This window comes from Thalassoroseus sp., from assembly GCF_984380535.1.
Genome location: NZ_CFHRBF010000002.1, coordinates 18302 through 36432, shown reverse-complemented (window position 1 = coordinate 36432; position 18131 = coordinate 18302). Strand labels below are relative to the sequence as shown.

The 18131-nt window shown below is 54.2% G+C and carries 16 protein-coding genes; 13 read left to right on the top strand and 3 right to left on the bottom strand.

The features are described from left to right. Positions 1–3: 3 nt before the first annotated feature. The 4 genes from AC5DDB_RS02470 (at position 4) to AC5DDB_RS02455 (ending at position 4776) form a co-directional block, all read left to right on the top strand. Complete coding sequence (locus AC5DDB_RS02470) at positions 4–402, top strand: hypothetical protein (RefSeq protein WP_491738087.1); 399 nt, start codon at positions 4–6, stop codon at positions 400–402. Positions 403–569: 167 nt separating this feature from the next. After that, complete coding sequence (gene metG, locus AC5DDB_RS02465) at positions 570–2615, top strand: methionine--tRNA ligase (RefSeq protein WP_491738086.1); 2046 nt, start codon at positions 570–572, stop codon at positions 2613–2615. 252 nt (positions 2616–2867) lie between these two features. Next, entirely contained in the window at positions 2868–3776 is a 909-nt protein-coding gene (locus AC5DDB_RS02460) for a hypothetical protein (RefSeq protein ID WP_491738085.1), read from the top strand. A gap of 70 nt (positions 3777–3846) precedes the next feature. Beyond that, the gene (locus AC5DDB_RS02455) at positions 3847–4776 is read left to right on the top strand and encodes a DNA integrity scanning protein DisA nucleotide-binding domain protein (protein WP_491738084.1); all 930 of its coding nucleotides are present in this window, start codon (positions 3847–3849) and stop codon (positions 4774–4776) included. Positions 4777–4844: 68 nt separating this feature from the next. On the opposite strand, the gene AC5DDB_RS02450 is transcribed toward AC5DDB_RS02455, so the two are convergent. Then, positions 4845–5936, bottom strand: a complete 1092-nt coding sequence (locus tag AC5DDB_RS02450) for a WD40 repeat domain-containing protein (protein ID WP_491738083.1) — start codon at positions 5934–5936, stop codon at positions 4845–4847. Positions 5937–6306: 370 nt separating this feature from the next. Between AC5DDB_RS02450 and AC5DDB_RS02445 the strand changes: the two genes are divergently transcribed. After that, positions 6307–6771: a SecDF P1 head subdomain-containing protein gene (locus tag AC5DDB_RS02445; protein ID WP_491738082.1), complete on the top strand. Its 465-nt coding sequence runs from the start codon at positions 6307–6309 to the stop codon at positions 6769–6771. Positions 6772–6810: 39 nt separating this feature from the next. On the opposite strand, the gene AC5DDB_RS02440 is transcribed toward AC5DDB_RS02445, so the two are convergent. Both AC5DDB_RS02440 and AC5DDB_RS02435 read right to left on the bottom strand, forming a co-directional pair. Beyond that, positions 6811–7287 carry a hypothetical protein gene (locus AC5DDB_RS02440; protein ID WP_491738081.1) on the bottom strand — a complete coding sequence of 159 codons (477 nt, stop codon included), beginning with the start codon at positions 7285–7287 and terminating at the stop codon, positions 6811–6813. A gap of 157 nt (positions 7288–7444) precedes the next feature. After that, positions 7445–9199: a M48 family metalloprotease gene (locus tag AC5DDB_RS02435; protein WP_491738080.1), complete on the bottom strand. Its 1755-nt coding sequence runs from the start codon at positions 9197–9199 to the stop codon at positions 7445–7447. Positions 9200–9729: 530 nt separating this feature from the next. Between AC5DDB_RS02435 and AC5DDB_RS02430 the strand changes: the two genes are divergently transcribed. The 8 genes from AC5DDB_RS02430 (at position 9730) to AC5DDB_RS02395 (ending at position 17990) form a co-directional block, all read left to right on the top strand. Beyond that, entirely contained in the window at positions 9730–10356 is a 627-nt protein-coding gene (locus AC5DDB_RS02430; protein ID WP_491738079.1) for an HNH endonuclease, read from the top strand. Positions 10357–10602: 246 nt separating this feature from the next. After that, the gene (locus AC5DDB_RS02425; protein ID WP_491738078.1) at positions 10603–11757 is read left to right on the top strand and encodes an acyltransferase family protein; all 1155 of its coding nucleotides are present in this window, start codon (positions 10603–10605) and stop codon (positions 11755–11757) included. A gap of 98 nt (positions 11758–11855) precedes the next feature. Further along, the gene (locus tag AC5DDB_RS02420; protein ID WP_491738077.1) at positions 11856–12488 is read left to right on the top strand and encodes a 4Fe-4S single cluster domain-containing protein; all 633 of its coding nucleotides are present in this window, start codon (positions 11856–11858) and stop codon (positions 12486–12488) included. 91 nt (positions 12489–12579) lie between these two features. Next, positions 12580–13629 carry a hypothetical protein gene (locus AC5DDB_RS02415; protein WP_491738076.1) on the top strand — a complete coding sequence of 350 codons (1050 nt, stop codon included), beginning with the start codon at positions 12580–12582 and terminating at the stop codon, positions 13627–13629. A 57-nt stretch (positions 13630–13686) separates the two neighbouring features. Continuing rightward, complete coding sequence (locus AC5DDB_RS02410) at positions 13687–14259, top strand: hypothetical protein (protein ID WP_491738075.1); 573 nt, start codon at positions 13687–13689, stop codon at positions 14257–14259. A gap of 180 nt (positions 14260–14439) precedes the next feature. Next, positions 14440–15414 carry a TIGR02996 domain-containing protein gene (locus AC5DDB_RS02405; protein WP_491738074.1) on the top strand — a complete coding sequence of 325 codons (975 nt, stop codon included), beginning with the start codon at positions 14440–14442 and terminating at the stop codon, positions 15412–15414. Positions 15415–15588: 174 nt separating this feature from the next. Beyond that, positions 15589–17721: an AAA family ATPase gene (locus tag AC5DDB_RS02400; protein ID WP_491738073.1), complete on the top strand. Its 2133-nt coding sequence runs from the start codon at positions 15589–15591 to the stop codon at positions 17719–17721. 2 nt (positions 17722–17723) lie between these two features. Continuing rightward, entirely contained in the window at positions 17724–17990 is a 267-nt protein-coding gene (locus tag AC5DDB_RS02395) for a hypothetical protein (RefSeq protein ID WP_491738072.1), read from the top strand. Positions 17991–18131 lie beyond the last annotated feature (141 nt).

Below are 18131 nucleotides of genomic sequence, written 5' to 3'. Positions count from 1 at the left end.
TCGATGTCCGAAATCGAATACAACTTCACGATTGCCGATCCGGAAACGATCGGCCATATTCCAATCTGTGAAGTTGCGCCTCCATTCGATGAACTGGGTTGCTTTCTTACGCTGAGCTATACGCGAGACAATCGCGGAACGCGAACTTGTCGTCGTGCATATCGAGAAGTTCGCGACGATCATGCCAAAAAGATCACGGTTGCTACCAGTGAGAGTGGAAAAGCAATGATCGCTTTCCCGGATGTCATCATTCGCCGGTATTATGCGGACGACAATCGGGATGAGCCGGTCGAGCAAGTAGTCCCCTTGGAATACTTTGTTGAGGTGCTTGAAGAATGGCGGAGCTTTCTACGGACTTTCCATCGGCGTGAGAATCAACGAAGACGAGAAGCCGCCGATTAGAGTTCCGCATCGAGCATAGCCTACGAACCGTTTACGGCCCGCTTTTGGACCTCTTCAGATTCGAATCCCCAGCGAACCTTGAAACGTGGGGCGGGGTCGAAGATGATACCGGCCAAGTGTCGGTCACATCATTCTTTCTTCTTCGCTGTTTCTAGCCCGGACGTTTCATGAGCCGTCGGATTCTCGTCACCGCCGCCCTGCCCTACGCGAATGGTCACATTCACATCGGCCATCTCGTGGAGTACATCCAGACAGACATCTGGGTGCGGTTCCAAAAACTGCGGGGGCACCGCTGTCTCTACATCTGTGCCGACGACACCCACGGCACCGCGATCATGATCCGCGCCCGCCAAGAGGGACGCAGCGAAGAAGCCGTCATTGCGGATATGCAAGAAGCCCACCTGCGGGACTTCAGCGGTTTCGACATCGAATTCGACAACTACGGCAGCACCAACAGCCCAGAGAACCAAGAACTCTGCGAAGAGATTTGGAGTGCGCTGCGGAAAGCGAATCTGATCGTCGAGAAAGATGTCACTCAACTTTACGACCCCGAAGCGGAAACTTTTCTCGCCGATCGATTCGTGCGGGGGAAATGCCCGGTGTGTCAGTTGCCGAATCAGTATGGCGACAGTTGCGATAACGGTCACACCTACAGCCCGATTGAACTCATCGACCCCGTCAGTAAACTCTCCGGTGCCACACCCGAGGTCCGTACGGCGAAACACCTGTTTGTGCAGATCGAACAACTTCACGACTTTCTCACCGAGTGGACACAATCCGATGAGCATCTGCAGCCGGAAGTCGCCAACTATTTGAACGGCCACTTCCTCAGCGATGCCCTGCGGGACTGGGACATTTCGCGTCCGGCTCCGTATTTTGGTTTCGAAATCCCCGACAGTCCCGGCAATTACTGGTATGTGTGGTTCGATGCCCCGATCGGCTACATGGCATCGACGAAAGCCTGGTGCCAAAAGAACGGCGAGGATTTCGATTCCTGGTGGCGAACCGGTTCCGACGCGGAGATTCACCACTTCATCGGCAAAGACATTCAGTATTTCCACTGTCTGTTCTGGCCGGCGATGCTCAAAACCGCCGGGTTCAATCTGCCGACCAAGGTGCACATTCACGGTTTTCTGAACGTGAACGGCGAGAAGATGGCCAAATCGAAAGGCACCTTCATCAACGCCGCGGATTACCTGAAGCACCTCGATCCGGCGTACTTACGTTATTACTACGCGACCAAACTGAGCCCGCGAGTCGACGATCTCGATCTGAATCTCAAAGATTTTCAGAACAAGATCGACGCGGACCTTGTTGGTAAGGTCGTCAATATTGCCAGTCGATGTGCGAAGTTTGTTGCCGGTGGTGAACTGTCGGCGGAGTACCCGGACGATGGTGGTTTGTTCGCCAACGCGGCGAAAGCGGGTGAGAAAATCGCGGACGCTTACGAACGCTGTGACTATAACACCGCCACGCGGGAGATTCTGACCCTTGCCGATGCCGCGAATCAGTACATCGAAAATCGAGAACCGTGGAAACTTCGCAAGGATGAAGCTCGGCAAGATGAACTCCGAGACATTTGCACGGTCGGTCTGAATTTGTTTCGGCAAATCGTCATCTACTTGACGCCGGTGTTGCCGAAACTCGCGGAGCAAACCGGTGCCCTGCTCGGCCAACCGATTGCACACTGGGACGACTCGCAAACCCCGCTCACGGGCACGCCGGTCGGTCCTTTTGAACATATGATGAAACGCGTTGACCCCAAGAAAGTTCAAGCCATGATTGATGAATCGCAGGAAGCCGCCGCCGAAGAAACGAAAGCCGACGCGGCGTCCCAGTACAACGACGGACCGGAAGCCCTCGAAAAAGAACCAATGAGCGGCGATCTGTGCACGATCGACGACTTCATGAAAGTCGATATGCGAGTCGCCCGAGTGATCGAAGCCGGTCATGTGGAGGGAGCCGACAAGTTGTTGCAACTCACGCTCAGTTTGGGCGGCGATGAACGGCGGAATGTGTTTGCAGGTATCAAGAGTTGTTGCAACCCGGAAGACTTGGTCGGTCGGCTGGTCGTGTGTTGTGCCAACTTGCAACCGCGGAAAATGCGATTTGGAACCAGCGAAGGCATGGTGTTGGCATGCGGGCCGGGCGGAAAAGACATCTTCCTTCTCAACCCCGACGATGGTGCCACTCCCGGTATGCGGGTGCATTGATCGCATGCCGATGGTCTCGAACCACGGACTGATTGAAAAATCTGCAAATCCCTCTCGCCCCGGTGAAAGGGATTTGTTAGAACCCGTCCAAGATTGTGTGCCACGGCTCTGTGAGCCGTGCCGAGCGATGAACCTGGAATAGCACGGCTCACAGAGCCGTGGCACACTGAATCATGAGTTGACGAGACACTGGCGGAGCCAGTGGCACCCCCACATTTTGAATCGACGATTCACCTGGATGGAGCCTCCCCAATGCAGACCACCTTCGCCCTCACAGCGGTTGCCTCATTTCTACTCTGTGGCGGGCTGACCCAAGCGGAGGAGGCTGCCGGTCTTCGGCTCCAGTACAAGTTCGAAGTCGGTGAGACCGTCCGATATCACGCGACTCACACAACCTTTCTGCAGACCAAAAAAGGTCAATCGACCGAGATCGTCCGCGACGAATCCGACAGCGAACAGCACTATCGTGTGGTCGCCGTCGATGATGAAGGGGTCGCAACGCTAGAATTGACGACCGATCGCGTGAAAATGTCCGCTCGCTTCGGCAACGCGAAACCGGAAAGTTTCGACAGCACGGTCGACAATGAAGTCTCGCCGCGGTTCAAAGCCATCGCGGAGACCATTGGCAAGCCACTCGCGAGATTGAAAGTTCGTCCCGATGGCGAGTTGGTTTCCTCGAAGCCGCTGTTACCTGAGTCGCTGCAACGCCGAGTGACTGCTCCCACGCAATCACCCACTGCCAACGACGATCCTGCAAAGAACATTTTCGCTGTCTTTCCTGATAAGACGCTCGCAGTGGGCGATACTTGGCGAGAAACCTTCGAAGTTCGTGTCAATATCAGCCGGACTCTCGAGCAAACCGTCAAACTGCTGCGGATTTCCGAATTGGCATCGCTCGAAGACGGTATCGCGACTATCAAGTACAAAACATCGTTGATCACGCCCATTCAAGACGGTGGCGTGCGAGTGCAGTTGCTACAACGCACACCTTCCGGCACTCTGGTCTTTGATGTGGATCGCGGGCGGTTGATCAGTCGTACGGTGAAAATCGATCGCACGGAAGTCGGAGTGATCGGCAGTGACAGTCTGATGCGTGCTGTCAGCTTGCGAAAAGAGGAATTGATCCCCGCGGCCGAAGATGATGCTGTCGTCAAACGTTGATCGTGGAATCTTCGCGGGAATTCATGGCGGGCGGAATTGAAACGTTCCGCCGATTTTCTACACTGTGTGCATGAACCCCGTGGAAATCTCGCCCCAGCTCCGCAGTTTGCTCATCGCTGCCCGCAAACTGGCTTCGGAAGTCGATGCCGAAGCCGTCGTGATGCTGGCTAGCTTGCCGTATGATTTCAAAGAGGTTCAGTCCATCTTGGATGGTGTTCGGCTCGTCGTGTCCAGCGATAAATCCGACGTCATGCGGGCTGCTCAGGAAAACGAAATTGATCTGGTTCCTCTGCTGCACGAACCGGAAACCCGGCAGGTTCAACTCAGCCAAGCCCTGCTGGAAGCGATTGCCGACGAGTTTCTCCAAAGCGGTTCGCGAATTGTCGCCGTTTATACGTTGTTTGAACGCGAACACATCGACACCGTTAGCATGATCAATCTGGCCGAGCATCTCGCCAAATTGACGACCCGTGATTTGCGACGGCTCGAAACGCAAGTCCCGCTGGAAACGCTACGGATGTGCGTCGACTTGGCCGTCGAAATTGGCCGGGAAGGTCGCGAGGGCAAACCGGTCGGTGCGTTGATGGTCGTGGGCGATCACCTGCAAGTGATGAAAATGTCCCACGAGGGCGTGCATGATCCGTTCAAGGGTTACACGCAAAAAGAGTGCATGATCCGCAGCCCCAAAGTTCGTGAGAGCATCAAGGAACTTGCCCAGATTGACGGGGCCTTCGTGATTACTGGCAAAGGTGTCGTCAATGCCGCCGGACGAATTCTCGACGCCCCCGCCGAAGGACTCACACTCTCGGCCGGTCTGGGCGCTCGACATTGGGCGGCAGCCGCGATCAGCAAAGCCAGCGAAGCGATCGCGATTGCAGTCTCCGAATCCACCGGCACCGTGCGACTCTTCCAAGACGGCAAAGTTGTCCTCCGTATCGAACCGGTCGATCGCGGCATGAAATGGACCGAATTCGACACCGAACCCCCGAAAGACGACTGACGCTTCGGGACGAGGGGCGAGGGGCGAGGGCCGGAATTGCTGGGTGCAGACACCCTTGCAGATCTTGATCAATTTGCTCCGAAGCTGGCCGACCACACTTCGTCGCTAGATTCGACGTCAACGACGCTGACTGTAGCACTATCGCAGTAGACCACTCGCTGATTGTTCGGGGAGAAGCACAGTGAGGTCAGGCGACCAAGCGATCCTTCGTGCGTCATCTTGGCCTCGCCAGACTTCAGGTCCCAAACGGTAAACCCACTGAGGGAACGAGTTTCACGGCGAGTCTTGACCACTGGGCCCTCTCCACCTGTAGCGAGAAACTTACCGTTGGCTGATAACGCAATGGCCCAGATTTCTTTGGTTTTCGGGCGAAAACTTTGCTGCTCTTCTCCACTTGCATTGTCCCAGGTTCGGATGCTGGGTCCGTCGGTGAGACTGTAAAACGAACTTGCAACATGTTTTCCGTCAGGCAAGAAACAGGCTCGATAGACCCCAAAGTCCTTGCCGCCAATTCTCCGTAACAAGCGACCTGACGGGAGTTCGAAAACTTGTGCGGATACTGTTCTGTCCGCATTGAACGATGTGGCCACTAGAGTCGTTCCATCTTTCGAGATGTCTATCGAAAGAACAAATCGACTGTTCGTCGGAATGGTCATCATGGCCTCGCCGGTTGCGACATCCCAGGCCTTCAGGTCGCCGCTACCGGTCCAGAGTACATCGCCATCGGTAGAAAACTTCAGTGCAAAGACCTGACTTTTAAAGCCTCTGAGAGTTCTCAGGCGGTTGCCCGTCTTTGTGTCCCATAGAATTGTCGTTTTGTCATCACTACCACTCGCTAGCACCGACCCATGTGCCGCAAACGCGACTGTTCGGACGGTTCCCTGATGCCCAACAAGTGTTCGTTCGACTTCACCAGTGCTTGCGTTCCAAATTTTGACTGTTTTGTCAAACGATCCACCTGCGATCTGCTTACCATCTGACGAATATGAGACCGTAAGAATGCCATTGTTTGGAACCGAGACCTCACCAACCGTTTGAGCTAATACGGATTGACTGGACATGGGGGTGAGCAATGTCAGGACGGCAGCCGAGGTGACCAACAATCGGCGAGTGCGACAGAATCTTGCGATAGCAGGGGGAATATTTCTCTGAAGAATCATCTTCCGCCTCTCTTCTGGTCAGTGACAGTGAACTAAGTTTACACCTCAAATGGTGTCGCAGGGTGGGCAAGGTTACAAGCAACCTAGGATCATGAAGTGATGAAAGAGACGAACATCAGTCGATTAAGCCGATAGGCACTTCGGCTGATATTTGGTCTAGCGTTGAGATTTCTGCGGTAATTTCGCGACGATCGCTGAGTCGCCAAGTCGGGGAGACATTTGGCGGGCGAGGACTGTCAATCACGCTGCTGACCAACCTAGACTCGGGAGTTGGCGTGTTGCAACGTGGGACGACGACTTTCATAATGGAGTTGGTGCTGAACTGACGCATCGGTTTTAGAACTGAAATTCGAGTTTTCCGGAGGTAGGCATGTTAAAACCCGTTTATGTGACGCTACTCGTTCTGTTGTGCGTCTTCAGTCAGGCTAGTCGTGTTGTCGCCGAAGACATGCCACAAACGCTCGAATTCCGGATCGCTAGTGAATCGCCGGTGGAGGGTTGGCAGAAAATGAAGGTGCGTGGCAGCGATCGACCGATCTTTGTCTCGAATGACGTGTCATTGGATGGCAGCGATGTCAGAAAGGTGAGTTTTTACAGTCGTCCGCAGGGCGATCCAGTTATGGGTCTTGAATTCACGGACAACGGCGCAAAGAAAATGGAGTCCATCACGTCTCAGAATCATGGCAAGTTGCTCACGATTATGTTGAATGGCAAAGTCGTCAGCGCTCCCATCATCCGAGCCACAATCAGTCAAGAAGCGAAGATTTCGGGAGCCTTTGACAACGACGACTTGCTCGCATTCTTCCATGCGATCGTCTTACGTGAGCAGCCGTAGACAAAGCCGGGTTTTCGAAGCCTTCCAATGTCGGTGCTGTTATTCTCGGATTCGGAGGGTTCGCATTTGCCACCGGAGTCCGTCTTGGTCGATGAAGAAGCCTTTTCCGTCTCCGAATTTCTGCGCCGCCAGAAACGCTTTGCCTTTCATCGGTTTAACCCGTTCACTGGGACCGAGTCGGCCACGGAGTGCGGTGAAATCGATGCGGGTCCGTTTGCCCTTCTCACCAGGTTGGCAAACGCCGATCAGTTTTGTCATCTCGCCACGCGGTTCCTCCGCCTGATAGATTTTGAGATCGTGCACTCGGTAGGCTCCACGAATCGAGGACGGTCGTTTCGGGCTCTTCGGTGCTGGCGTCAGTTCGTAAACCCAAATGGCCCCTTCGATCGTCCCGGCTTCGGCAAGCGTGCGTTCAATGAATGCCCGCTTGCGTCGTTCCTCACTTTGCGAGAAACACAGCTGCGAAAGACTGGTCATAACAACGGCCGCGAGCAGCAAGACTTGGTGAGACCGCATGGCGTATGAGCCCTCTGGTTTACTTTGCGTTCCAAAGAATTCGTCGGTGAACGAGTTTGGGACACTATTCAAAGAGACACATAGTATCATCGGCATGAAATGAAAGCATGTCAATTCCGACGCGAGTCGCCGGAATCTGGCATCACCATATTCCGACTTACCCGCCGATCAACATTTCCACGATTGTCTCGACAGCCTCGGGTTTGTGGATCAGGTCGTCGTGGCTAAATTTCAAAGTGACGTCTTCACGCACATCAGGCAGCGTGGCACTTGGGGTAGCGACGATCAGGTCGCCGTCGAGAATCTCAGGGGGAAGCGTGAGTTGCCGAATCGTCGCGTTCATGTGAGATTGCAAAGGATCATTCACGTCGGACTTTGCCAACATTCGAACGATACGACTTCGCATTTGATTGGCGGCTTGGGTGACGGCGAACGATGCAACCGGCCCCAGAACTTGCCCGCGGATGAGCAGGTATCGGGAGTGATCACCGCCCTGCTCTGTGAGATATCGTAGAAACAAACTCCCCGGTTCCAGGTCGAAGGTGATTTGTTCGTCACCGTCGAGAAGCGTGCGACGCAGAGCTTCAGAGTACCCCAATCGCAAGTCATAAGCGAACTGAGCGACTTCCAATAACGGACGCAACTTGGCCAAATTTGAACCCTGGTGCGGTGTCGCAACCAGAATGGCCCGGCGATAAGGGCCATCAAGCACTTCCGCGTAATATCGGAAAACCAGTCCCCCTGCGGAGTGGCAGATGAAATCGGCTTGGCTGATCGGGGTCTTCTTTTCCTGTACGAGGCGATGAAGTGCATGAGCCGCCCGTGTCAGGCTGCCATCACCGGGATAGTGAAAACCGATCACCGGGCGTTTCGCCAGTTCGGGATCCGCTGCGATCAATGCCAGAACTTCAGTCCAAGTTTCGAGTCGTGTTTCCATGCCATGAATCAGCACGATCGGTCTGCTCTTTGCAGGAAGTGAATTCGAGACCAACGGATTCCAGGCTTCTTTGGCGAAGTCGTATCGGAACAGCCCATGAACTTCGTCCTCGTAAACGCCGTCCCACTCATTTCGAAGGTTATGGAGTCGGTCACTAGGTGTCGGAGTGACCGCGAGCGAGTGCGTCGCAGCATCGATGTCGTCGTTCCCTGCGACCGCAATCAACATGCGGAGGACATCCAAACCGGCTTCGTAGTCGTACCCTGCATTGCGAAGCAGGTGTAACGCAAAGAGATCGGCTTGCCGAACTTGCTGTTCGGAGTAAATGAATTCCAGCAACCCGCCCGCCATCTTCACCGCCGCTTGTGCCGTTTGGGCGAGAGCCACACGATCGATGGAATCTTTGATCCCTTCCTTTGTTTGGTTCTGTAGTTCCAACAGTTTGTAACCGCGTCGGCAATGTCCGCGAACCATGTGTCCCAGTTCTCGGGCGAGAACGAAGGCCAAACGGGAGTCGGCCGAGTCTGGTTCGATCGTCAACGCCAAGAGGTAGTCGTGAGAAATGTACAACCACCGTCCGCCGACGGTCCAAGCGTGCCAACCGGGACGGTCGACTACGATCAGTTCGTATTCGTGGTCAGCCCAAGTCGCCGGCAGCTCAGCTGTCAGGCGTTTGAGTACGTTGCGGGCAAGTGGTGGAGTCGGAACAACGATCGACTGCTGCAAAATCAATTCGTGTTGCCGGGTAGCCTCGGCGAATTGCTTCTCCAAAGGATACGGAGTTCGCACCAACGCCCAACCGGCTAAGCCGCCGTAAAACGGTTTTGCCCCGGTTTCGTTCTCCTGATCCGGCTGCGTTTGCTGATCGATGGCAACGCGTTGGTCTGTCGAGAATTCGGTAAAAATCGGTGAAGCAGACCAAGCCGGTGATATGAGGGCCAAACAGCCCAGAATCATCCACAGCAATGTTTTCATCGGAAATCCTTTCTTCCGCCGACCCAATATGACTCGCTGAATTGTATCTACAGACAGGTCGAAAAGTCGAAAGTTACGGACAAGCATTTTCTCCGCAGACGAGATTTCTCAGCGGAAAACGGGCGGCGGACTTGCCGACCGTGGAGGGGATGTCAACAATATATGAATAAGAATTCGCACTTCCGAACGGGCACTTTCCGGGTCGATTCGCTAAGATATACGGAACTACCGCACGCGAACCTTCCGGTGCGAGACGGGTCTATACCCACAAACCATTAACGAAGACGATGATCACACGACACGCCATCTCCTCTTTTCCATGCATCCCGACGGGTTCGCAAGTTCTCTTGAGAACACGAGTCTGTGGTGTACACGAAGGGCGGCGGCAAACGAGTATTGTATCAAGCGGCCTGTCCGCATGAGCATACCCCGGTGTCGTTTCGGCATCGGGTTTTTTTGTGGATATCTTCAACTAGGTTTCAGTCAATTTCCTTGAGGACACTGAGCCAATTCGTCCGGGAGCGGTCGAAATGGGTTCGGCGAATTTCCAGGAGGACGTGATGGTCTCGGCGGTGTTGCAACGACCAACGCTGATGCTCAACCGGAACTGGCAGCCGGTCGGTGTGGCGACGGTCTCGCGATCTTTAGTGATGGTTTGGAACGGATCGGCTCGGATTGTCGATCCGCTCGACTATCAACTTTATAGCTGGAGCGATTGGGCAAAACTCGCTCCACAAGATGACGAACCGGTCGTTCGCACCGTCAGCATGCAGCTTCGCGTGCCCGAGGTGATTTCGCTCACACGGTACGATCGTGTGCCGACGAATACGGTCACATTCAGTCGACGGAACATCTTCAAACGTGACCGGTTTACTTGCCAATACTGTGGCGAGCAACCGGGCAAAGAGGAATTGACCATCGACCACGTGCTTCCTCGTTCCGAAGGTGGTTCGTCGAGCTGGGAAAACTGTGTGCTCGCATGTGTCGACTGTAACAGTCGCAAAGCGAACATGACGCCCCTGCAGGCGGGCATGCCACTTTTGAAGAAACCGGTACGTCCAAACTGGCGACCGTTCTATGCCACCCGTGGCGAACGCATCGACAGTTGGAGTAAGTTCATCAGCGAAGCGTATTGGACGGTCGAACTGCAAGACTGATTTTGAACGTGAAGAGTCGATCAAAGGACCAGTGTTAGAATCACATCGTTGATTCCGACGTTGGTCCTTTGCCTCTTGTGTCTGCCTATTTCACGCTTTTAGAATGGTCAATACCAGGGCGACTTTCACCATTCTTCATCCCATGTGCCAACCATGAATGCCAAGCAATCGCGAAGAACGGCCGGAAGTGTCGAGCGGTCGAATTCGTAACTCGGGTTGTTAGCATGGCTTCATGAGGCGTCGGGAATGTCGGATCAATTGCATGAGGGGGCACGTCCGTCCGCGAACTATCGCCCGGAACTCGATGGGCTCCGGGCGATCGCAATCACCTTTGTGCTGCTCTTTCACTGTCTTGCGGTTCCTGCGAGTGGTAGCACCGTTTGGCTCCATCGCGCGGTGTCGGTCATGTGGTCGGGCGTGGACATCTTTTTTGTCCTATCAGGATTCTTGATTACCGGAATCCTTTTAGACACACGAAATGAACCAAACCGTTGGATGAATTTCATCGCACGTCGCACACTGCGTGTGTTTCCGCTCTATTACCTGTGGCTGGTTATCGTCTTTTGGGTATTGCCCAGGTTTCTGGAGACCTCGCTTTCCCCACCAAACGCTGAACCGTGGTGCTGGACGTATACCTTCAATTGCTACATTTGGGTGAAGAATACCTTCCCAGAGCCTGTAACGATCAATCATTTCTGGTCACTAGCCGTTGAAGAGCAGTTCTATCTTGTCTGGCCGATCATCGTTTTTGCATTACCATCACGCTTGATCGGAACCGTCTGCCTGCTAGGAATTTGTTCGTCGATCGCATTGAAGACATATCTCTATTTCGGTTCGAGCATTCATGGAATGGCACTCTATACAGCGACCCCGCTACGTGCCGACGCATTGCTAGGTGGTGGATTCGTGGCGTGGTTAATTCGACATCCCTCAGCCGCGAAAACGAAGTCTGTATACCGACTTATTGTTGTCGCTGGTGTTTTAGCGTTGCTTCTACTGTTTCGACTGCGAGGGTTTCAGAACTTAGTTACGTTTGACAAGTTTACAGTCTGTTTTCTGACTAGTTTCTTTGCTCTCACAGTCCCAACACTTCTGCAGGTTCTCATCGAGAATCCCAACTCAGTGCTAGTGCGAGTGCTCTCGTGGAAAGGGTTTCGACCGATCGCAAAAATCAGTTATGGACTCTATATCTCTCACTACATTGTTTTCATATTGCTAGTTACTAGTCATAAGAGTCAAATGGTCCGAGTTGCTAGTCAATTTGGGATTCCAGCTTGGGTCGTTTTGTTTGTGTTCACGGTTCTGATCAGTGGAATCATTTCGACGGTACTTTATCTTCTCGTCGAGCGTCCCGTCCTCAAACTGAAACGGCATTTTCCCTACCGCCAGTCTTCGACTTGAGATTTAGAAACCCGTTACACCTCTGCTGAGGGAACGACAGCCCCAGTACCGAGAATGGACACTTGTTGCATTTCTCCGAACTGCGGTAAAATGACGTCATGAAGGACGAACAAATCCCATCGTCGCCGATACTCTCTGTGGCGCAAATTATCGACGATACCCAGGCGGAAGGTCCGGGACACCGATTCGCCGTGTGGTTGCAGGGGTGCCCGCTGCGCTGCCCGGGTTGTTGCAATCCCGAGATGTTGCCCTTCTCTGGGGGGCAGCCAACTCGCGTGTCTGAACTCATAACGCGATATCGGAAGGCCGTCGCAGCGAATTCGAAAGTGGAAGGTGTCACGCTGCTCGGGGGCGAACCCTTTGCTCATCCTGGTGTCGAACATTTTGCTCGCGAGGTTCGCCTTATCGGCGGAAGCGTAATGATCTTCAGCGGGTTCACGCTCGACCAGTTAAAATCGCAATCTGAAACCCACGTCCATGAATTGTTGGCCGAGACGGATTTGCTCGTGGATGGGCCTTTTCTCCACGATCAGCCCGACACGACGCGTCGCTGGATTGGATCAAAGAACCAGCAGATTCATTTTCTTACGGATCGTTACAAGCCCAGTGACGCGACATGGAAGGAATCGGATACCCTCGAAATTCGTCTGCAAAATGGCGAGGTGACCGTGAACGGGTTCCCGGCTCAATCCGCCGTCGGTGTCTGGCGACGTATCAAGCCATCGCGGTAATTCTTGATGCGAATGAATCCGGGACGGCCGATGCGGGTTTCTTTGTCATTTGCTATCCTCGATCTGGAATCCTTCATCCCGAGAAAAATCCATGCGTGTCGTCAACCGATTCGAGAACAGCTTGCTGCAAATTTTGCAGGCGGTCTTCGGTCGCGGTGCAAAAGACCGGGCAATCAAGAACGTGCTCCGCGAGGCCGACGCACCGAAGTGTTTGGGGCGTGATGTCGTTATCGTTATCCAAGATATCCTCGCCAAAGGCAGCGTCGCGAAATTGGCTCGCTCGGGTGGTTGGCGTCGCGAACGATTTCTGCGGGGCGAACGCTCGGTGACCGGACGACTCTGGAATCGGACGCCGAGCACCCAGTTGGGGCTGAATTTTTCCACTCGGACTGCTCAGTTTCTTGTCGGAATGACCGCATTTCCGGCCGGTCATTCATTCTACCGGAAACGACCGTCCAAGAACTTGACGCTCGGCGACCGTTGGCTACATTTTGCCGTGTACGATGCCCTGCGTGGCTCGGGATTCGAGAAGGAGATGCAGACGTGGCCGATCGTGCGGGATAATCTGCTGGTGCAACTTCTCCATGCACGCGACTTCCTCGATGCTCCGCCGAAACAACCGGCCGACATGCAATCTTGGTTGCGCGATCCCGCGGGGTTGGGAATGTTCGAGGTACTGCAGTCGCGTCTCACAGATGCCTGGGTCGAGACCGAACAAGCCAAGCGAGCGTTACGTTCACCAGAGCAATTGCTCAGAGCTTCGCGGTTTCATGCGGAATTGTTGGGCGGTTTCTTGTCGGCAGTCGAGACGATTCAGCGACGAGATTTAGCGAGATTCCTGTTCGACGTTTGGCATCGGCTGCTCCCCGATGACGAAACCGCTCGGGCTCCCTGGTTGGAGGCGGTGATCGTCGATGATCTTCGCCTGAGTGAACGTGCGGAACTGTACCAGCAGGCGCTTGGCACTTTTTCGCTCGCGGAGCGATTTTCGAATTGGAACGACTGGGCTCGCGGCATCGGTTACTATGATGAAGAGTACGAGATCGCCCAGCATTGGAAACTCGACTGGGAACAACGGGATGGGGACACCGTCACCACTCGCTCGCGTCGGTTGGCGTCGCAGGCGGAAATCGGAAACTGATCGGACATGCTGGATCGCTGGATCAATGGATCAAAAACTTCTTCAAAGGATGAACTCATGAGTCGTGCCTACCGCATTCAAGTCAGCGAATCGCTGCAACGCGTGATCCGGGCCAGCGACCACGTCAGCACTCAACTCGAACTGCTCGAAATCCTTCCCTGCGAACGGATGGCGGAACTCTTGGAAGCCGAGTTAGTGAACCTCGGTTTCGAGCGTGACGGCGACGTGCTCAAACGGGAACAGAACGGCGTGGTCGTTGAAGTCGATCCGAAAACCGCCACCGTGACGGCTCGTATCGAATCCGAGAACGAAGTCACATTGGAAGCCGAGAAATCCGGCAACGTCTACGACGACTGGGGCGCTCAAACCCGCGAGAACGTGGAAGCATCGCTCCGGGAACAAGCCGTCGACGAAATGAATCGTCAAGCCGACAAAGAGGAACGCAAACTCCAAAAGGAACTCACAGACCGTTTGGAAGCCGAGCTGCGAGACCTCAAAGGCGACCTCGACCAAGCCGTCAACCGCGTCACTGCCGACGCCCTGAAAGAAAAAGCCGCCCAACTAGGCCAAATCAAAGAACTCACCGAAGACCGCGAAAGCGGCTCGCTAACGATCGTGTTAGAGGTTTGATTGTTTTATGGGTTGTTTGTGGTCCGTTGTTAGTCGTCAGTCGTAGGGGGCGTGCAGCGAAGCGCAACGCACCAGACAGGGTGAAGGCCGAATAAACTATATAGTCGTAGGCTGGGACAAGTCCCAGCATGAGAGACTTTGATAGCGGAATTGCTGGGACTTGTCCCAGCCTACATTCTCATGTCTAACGAAACCACATTTCTCAAAGCCATTCGAGCCGATCCGAAGGATTTGACGGCTCGGCTAGTCTATGCCGACTGGCTTGATGAATGTGGTGATCCGCGTGGCGAACTCCTTCGATTGCAAGAGGAGATGAAAACCTGCGAAGTTTGGAGCAATCAATACCAAGCCCTCAAACCACGACGCAATCAACTGCGATTCGAGTGTGATACCGAGTGGTTGAAGACCTTGAATTATCAGATCATTCACCGGCCGATGTTTTCAAGAATCCCCGAGGGCTACGAGAACCGATTCCGATTGATCCAGGAGTCCATTGAAATCTGGCATGACCTTGATTTTTTCGATTCCAACGAAATGGTTGATGACCGAGAACTACATGGAACGGAGGCATGGTTAGGATTCGAGTTACCCCAATCTTTGCGAAGTTGGTATACACGTTTCAGCCAAATTAGGCATGTCTGGAACAAACAAGACTCGTGGCGTTCTCACGAAGGTCTCTCGTTTGACAGAAAACGAAATGCGCTGATCTTCCGAGATGAAAACCAAGCGTGCGTAAGCTGGGGAGTGCTGAAGAAAGATATCGTAGACGCCCACCCCGACCCTCCCGTTTGGTCATTTGGAGACACTACCAGAATGGAGAGTAACGAGTTCTCGAATTCTGCGATCACGAGTTTGCTAATAGAACGAGCGTTTCAACGATACTCCGCTTGGGCAGAGTTATCAGATGAAGAATTCACAGTGTGGAACAATGCTGCTCAGAACACAATGACCCGGTGTCAGGATACAGGCAAATACTGGTTTACTGAAACGCTTGAGTTCTACGAGGCTGACGATGTCCTCTATCACTTCGATAGATCATCAAATTGGATACTAGTATCGTGCCGAACCGAAGCTGCGTTCAATTCTCTTGATGTGGGTATCCGAGATTGGCTCGAACCGACTTGGGACCGCAACGTGCAATACAAACGAGGTTAGTCGTAGGCTGGGACAAGTCCCAGCAATTCCGCGATCATAGTTTCTCATGCTGGGACTCGTCCCAGCCTACATGAATGCAAGCCAAGTAGGTCAGGCTGTGCCTGACGATTTGATAAGACATGTCAGGCACAGCCTGACCTACCATGCAGTCGCACCTTGAAAGATAACGTTTTCATGTCGACACTAGTTCCTGAATCTTCCCTTCCTCAAGAACTCTCCACGCCGCAAGCGGTAGATCTCGCGTATCCGAACGAACTGGCGGGGATGGCGGGGGATTTGGTGCGGGGGTTGCCGGCGTTGGTGGAGTGTGAGAAGGATTTGGCTCCGTTCGTGTTTATGTCAGTGCGGGGGCGGTTGCGGGAACATGATTTGAAATGTTTGTTTCTCGATGGGCGACCGAATCCGAATGAGCAAGCCGGGGCGATGGGACCGCCATCGTTTGTGGGTACGCTGATCTCGCAATTGCGAAACGCCGTCCGCGGTGCGGTCGAGAAACGCGTCGTCGTGTTGCCGCACTTGGATTTGCTGACGACGAGCCAAGGCGGACTCACATCCGAAGCCCGCGAGGTTATTCCCCTGCTCTACGAAAACCCGGAACTCGTGTGGCTGGGATTCAAAGACCCATCGTTCCCGTTGCCGCAGGTGATCGAGAATCTGTTTCCGAAGCGGTACAGTTTGCTGGGCATCGGGCGTGAGCGGTTGCAGCATCTCATCACGCAGAAGGAAGCCCGCAAGTTCGGCAAGGACTTCAATCCGTGGGCACTCTATAAACACGTCTCCGGGATGAACGCCGCCCGGTTGCGGAAGATGCTCTCGACGCTTGAAGGTGAGGACTACCCGGACAACCCGCGACACGCCATCGAACAAGTCCGGCAAGCCACACTCGGCGGGACGTTGGAAGTGCCGAATGTGGATCTCGATGACGACGTCGGCGGATATGCGAAAGTCAAGAAACGCTTGCGGGCGGAAATTCTGGATGTGCTGCAAGCGAAGGACAAACAAACCGATCCCGACCAAATCAAGAAGATGGAATCGCTGATTCCGCGAGGGATGATCTTCTGGGGACCGCCGGGAACGGGAAAAACACTGTTCGCGAAGGGCATGGCGACGGCACTCGGGGCGGCGATCACGGTCGTCTCGGGACCGGAATTGAAAAGTCGGTGGGTCGGTGAGAGTGAAGAAAACCTGCGGTTGATTTTTCATCGTGCTCGACAAAGTGCGCCGTCGATCATTGTGTTCGACGAACTCGATTCCTTCGCTGCCGCCCGCGGGACTTACACCGGGTCGGGCGTGGAGCACTCGATGGTCAACCAATTGCTGACCGAGATGGACGGGTTCCACTCGGAGGAATTGGTGTTCGTGGTTGGGACCACGAACTTCGTGGAAAGTCTCGATCCGGCTCTTTTGCGACCGGGGCGGTTTGAATTTCATTTGCACATCCCCTATCCGAACCGCGATGATCGCCGGGCGATTTTGGAGATTTACAATCGCTCGATGAATCTCGGCATGACCGAGATCACGCTCGAATACGCTGTCAAACGCACCGGCGATTTCGTCGAGGGAGCGGTGTTGGGGACACGATTCAGTGGGGACCATATCAATGCTCTCTGTCGGGCACTGGCGCGGATTCGCTTACGAGAAGAAATCGACCGGCCGACAACACCGGAAGACATCGAACGTGCTCTCACCGAATGGGTCGATCGACCACAGATGACCAAACGCGAGGAAACCGTGGTCGCCACGCACGAAGCGGGTCACGCGATCTGCTCATTGTTCTGCGAACACGCCACGCCGATCGAACGGATTTCGATCCAAGGCGATGCCGCCGGGGCACTCGGGTTTGTGAAGTATCAAGACCCGACCAACAAATACGTCGTCACGCGTGGGCAGTTGTTGGATGACTTGTGCATTTTGATGGGCGGCCGGGAAGCCGAGCGGCTGTTGTGCGATGATCTCTCGATTGGTTCGGCGGATGATCTCCGGCGGGCGACGCAAATTGCGCGGGCGCTTGTCGAAGAGTTCGGCATGGGCGGGGATGACGTGGGCATCGTGCGGTATGAATCGGATGACGAACGCTTCCCGGGGCGGTATCGTTCGCTCTCGCCGACCCAACTCGAACGGCTCGACAACAGCGTGAGAGAATTGCTCGCGGAGGCGTGTACGCGGGCGTCACAATTCTTGAAAGACAACCAATCGCTCGTCGAGACCTTGCGAGATCTGCTATTAGAGAAGAAGGTGATCGATGCGAAAACACTTGGCGAGATCACCGGCCGTGACCCTTCCGGCGAAGAAACCAGCGAGAAATAACTATGGCTGAGATGACCATTACTCTGCGAGTCGATCCGCAGACGAATAAGAAAGATATTGTCGTGACGCTGGCGTCCGATGCGGATTCGTTGCCGCACGAACATGAGCAACTGCATCGGCAAATGGTCGATCGGTTGATTGAAGGCGGATTGCTCTCCGAAGGCGAAGCGGGCAAGTTGATCGTCGAACGTGAAGAGGAATCCGAGATTCCGGAAATCCCAATCGGTTCGCAAGGCGAGAAACGCGAGGAACGTTCCGAAGGTGCTTGACGGCAGAACCCGGTCTAAAGGCCAAGTGGACCAGGGACCAGGGGCAGACATGCAACTTTTCCGGCTCTGGCCCCTAGCCCCTCGACTCTGGTCCTATATACTGTCCGTTCGCAGTCTTGTTGATGGAACTGTTCTGACCGG

Excerpts from the sequence above, each read along its gene's own strand:
- AC5DDB_RS02430 (WP_491738079.1), top strand. The coding sequence starts at position 9,730 with ATGGGTTCGGCGAATTTCCAGGAGGACGTGATGGTCTCGGCGGTGTTG.
- AC5DDB_RS02435 (WP_491738080.1), bottom strand. The coding sequence starts at position 9,199 with ATGAAAACATTGCTGTGGATGATTCTGGGCTGTTTGGCCCTCATATCA.
- AC5DDB_RS02395 (WP_491738072.1), top strand. The coding sequence starts at position 17,724 with ATGGCTGAGATGACCATTACTCTGCGAGTCGATCCGCAGACGAATAAG.
- AC5DDB_RS02400 (WP_491738073.1), top strand. The coding sequence starts at position 15,589 with ATGTCGACACTAGTTCCTGAATCTTCCCTTCCTCAAGAACTCTCCACG.
- AC5DDB_RS02450 (WP_491738083.1), bottom strand. The coding sequence starts at position 5,936 with ATGATTCTTCAGAGAAATATTCCCCCTGCTATCGCAAGATTCTGTCGC.
- metG (WP_491738086.1), top strand. The coding sequence starts at position 570 with ATGAGCCGTCGGATTCTCGTCACCGCCGCCCTGCCCTACGCGAATGGT.
- AC5DDB_RS02425 (WP_491738078.1), top strand. The coding sequence starts at position 10,603 with ATGTCGGATCAATTGCATGAGGGGGCACGTCCGTCCGCGAACTATCGC.
- AC5DDB_RS02405 (WP_491738074.1), top strand. The coding sequence starts at position 14,440 with ATGTCTAACGAAACCACATTTCTCAAAGCCATTCGAGCCGATCCGAAG.
- AC5DDB_RS02420 (WP_491738077.1), top strand. The coding sequence starts at position 11,856 with ATGAAGGACGAACAAATCCCATCGTCGCCGATACTCTCTGTGGCGCAA.
- AC5DDB_RS02470 (WP_491738087.1), top strand. The coding sequence starts at position 4 with ATGTCCGAAATCGAATACAACTTCACGATTGCCGATCCGGAAACGATC.
- AC5DDB_RS02460 (WP_491738085.1), top strand. The coding sequence starts at position 2,868 with ATGCAGACCACCTTCGCCCTCACAGCGGTTGCCTCATTTCTACTCTGT.
- AC5DDB_RS02455 (WP_491738084.1), top strand. The coding sequence starts at position 3,847 with ATGAACCCCGTGGAAATCTCGCCCCAGCTCCGCAGTTTGCTCATCGCT.
- AC5DDB_RS02440 (WP_491738081.1), bottom strand. The coding sequence starts at position 7,287 with ATGCGGTCTCACCAAGTCTTGCTGCTCGCGGCCGTTGTTATGACCAGT.
- AC5DDB_RS02415 (WP_491738076.1), top strand. The coding sequence starts at position 12,580 with ATGCGTGTCGTCAACCGATTCGAGAACAGCTTGCTGCAAATTTTGCAG.
- AC5DDB_RS02410 (WP_491738075.1), top strand. The coding sequence starts at position 13,687 with ATGAGTCGTGCCTACCGCATTCAAGTCAGCGAATCGCTGCAACGCGTG.
- AC5DDB_RS02445 (WP_491738082.1), top strand. The coding sequence starts at position 6,307 with ATGTTAAAACCCGTTTATGTGACGCTACTCGTTCTGTTGTGCGTCTTC.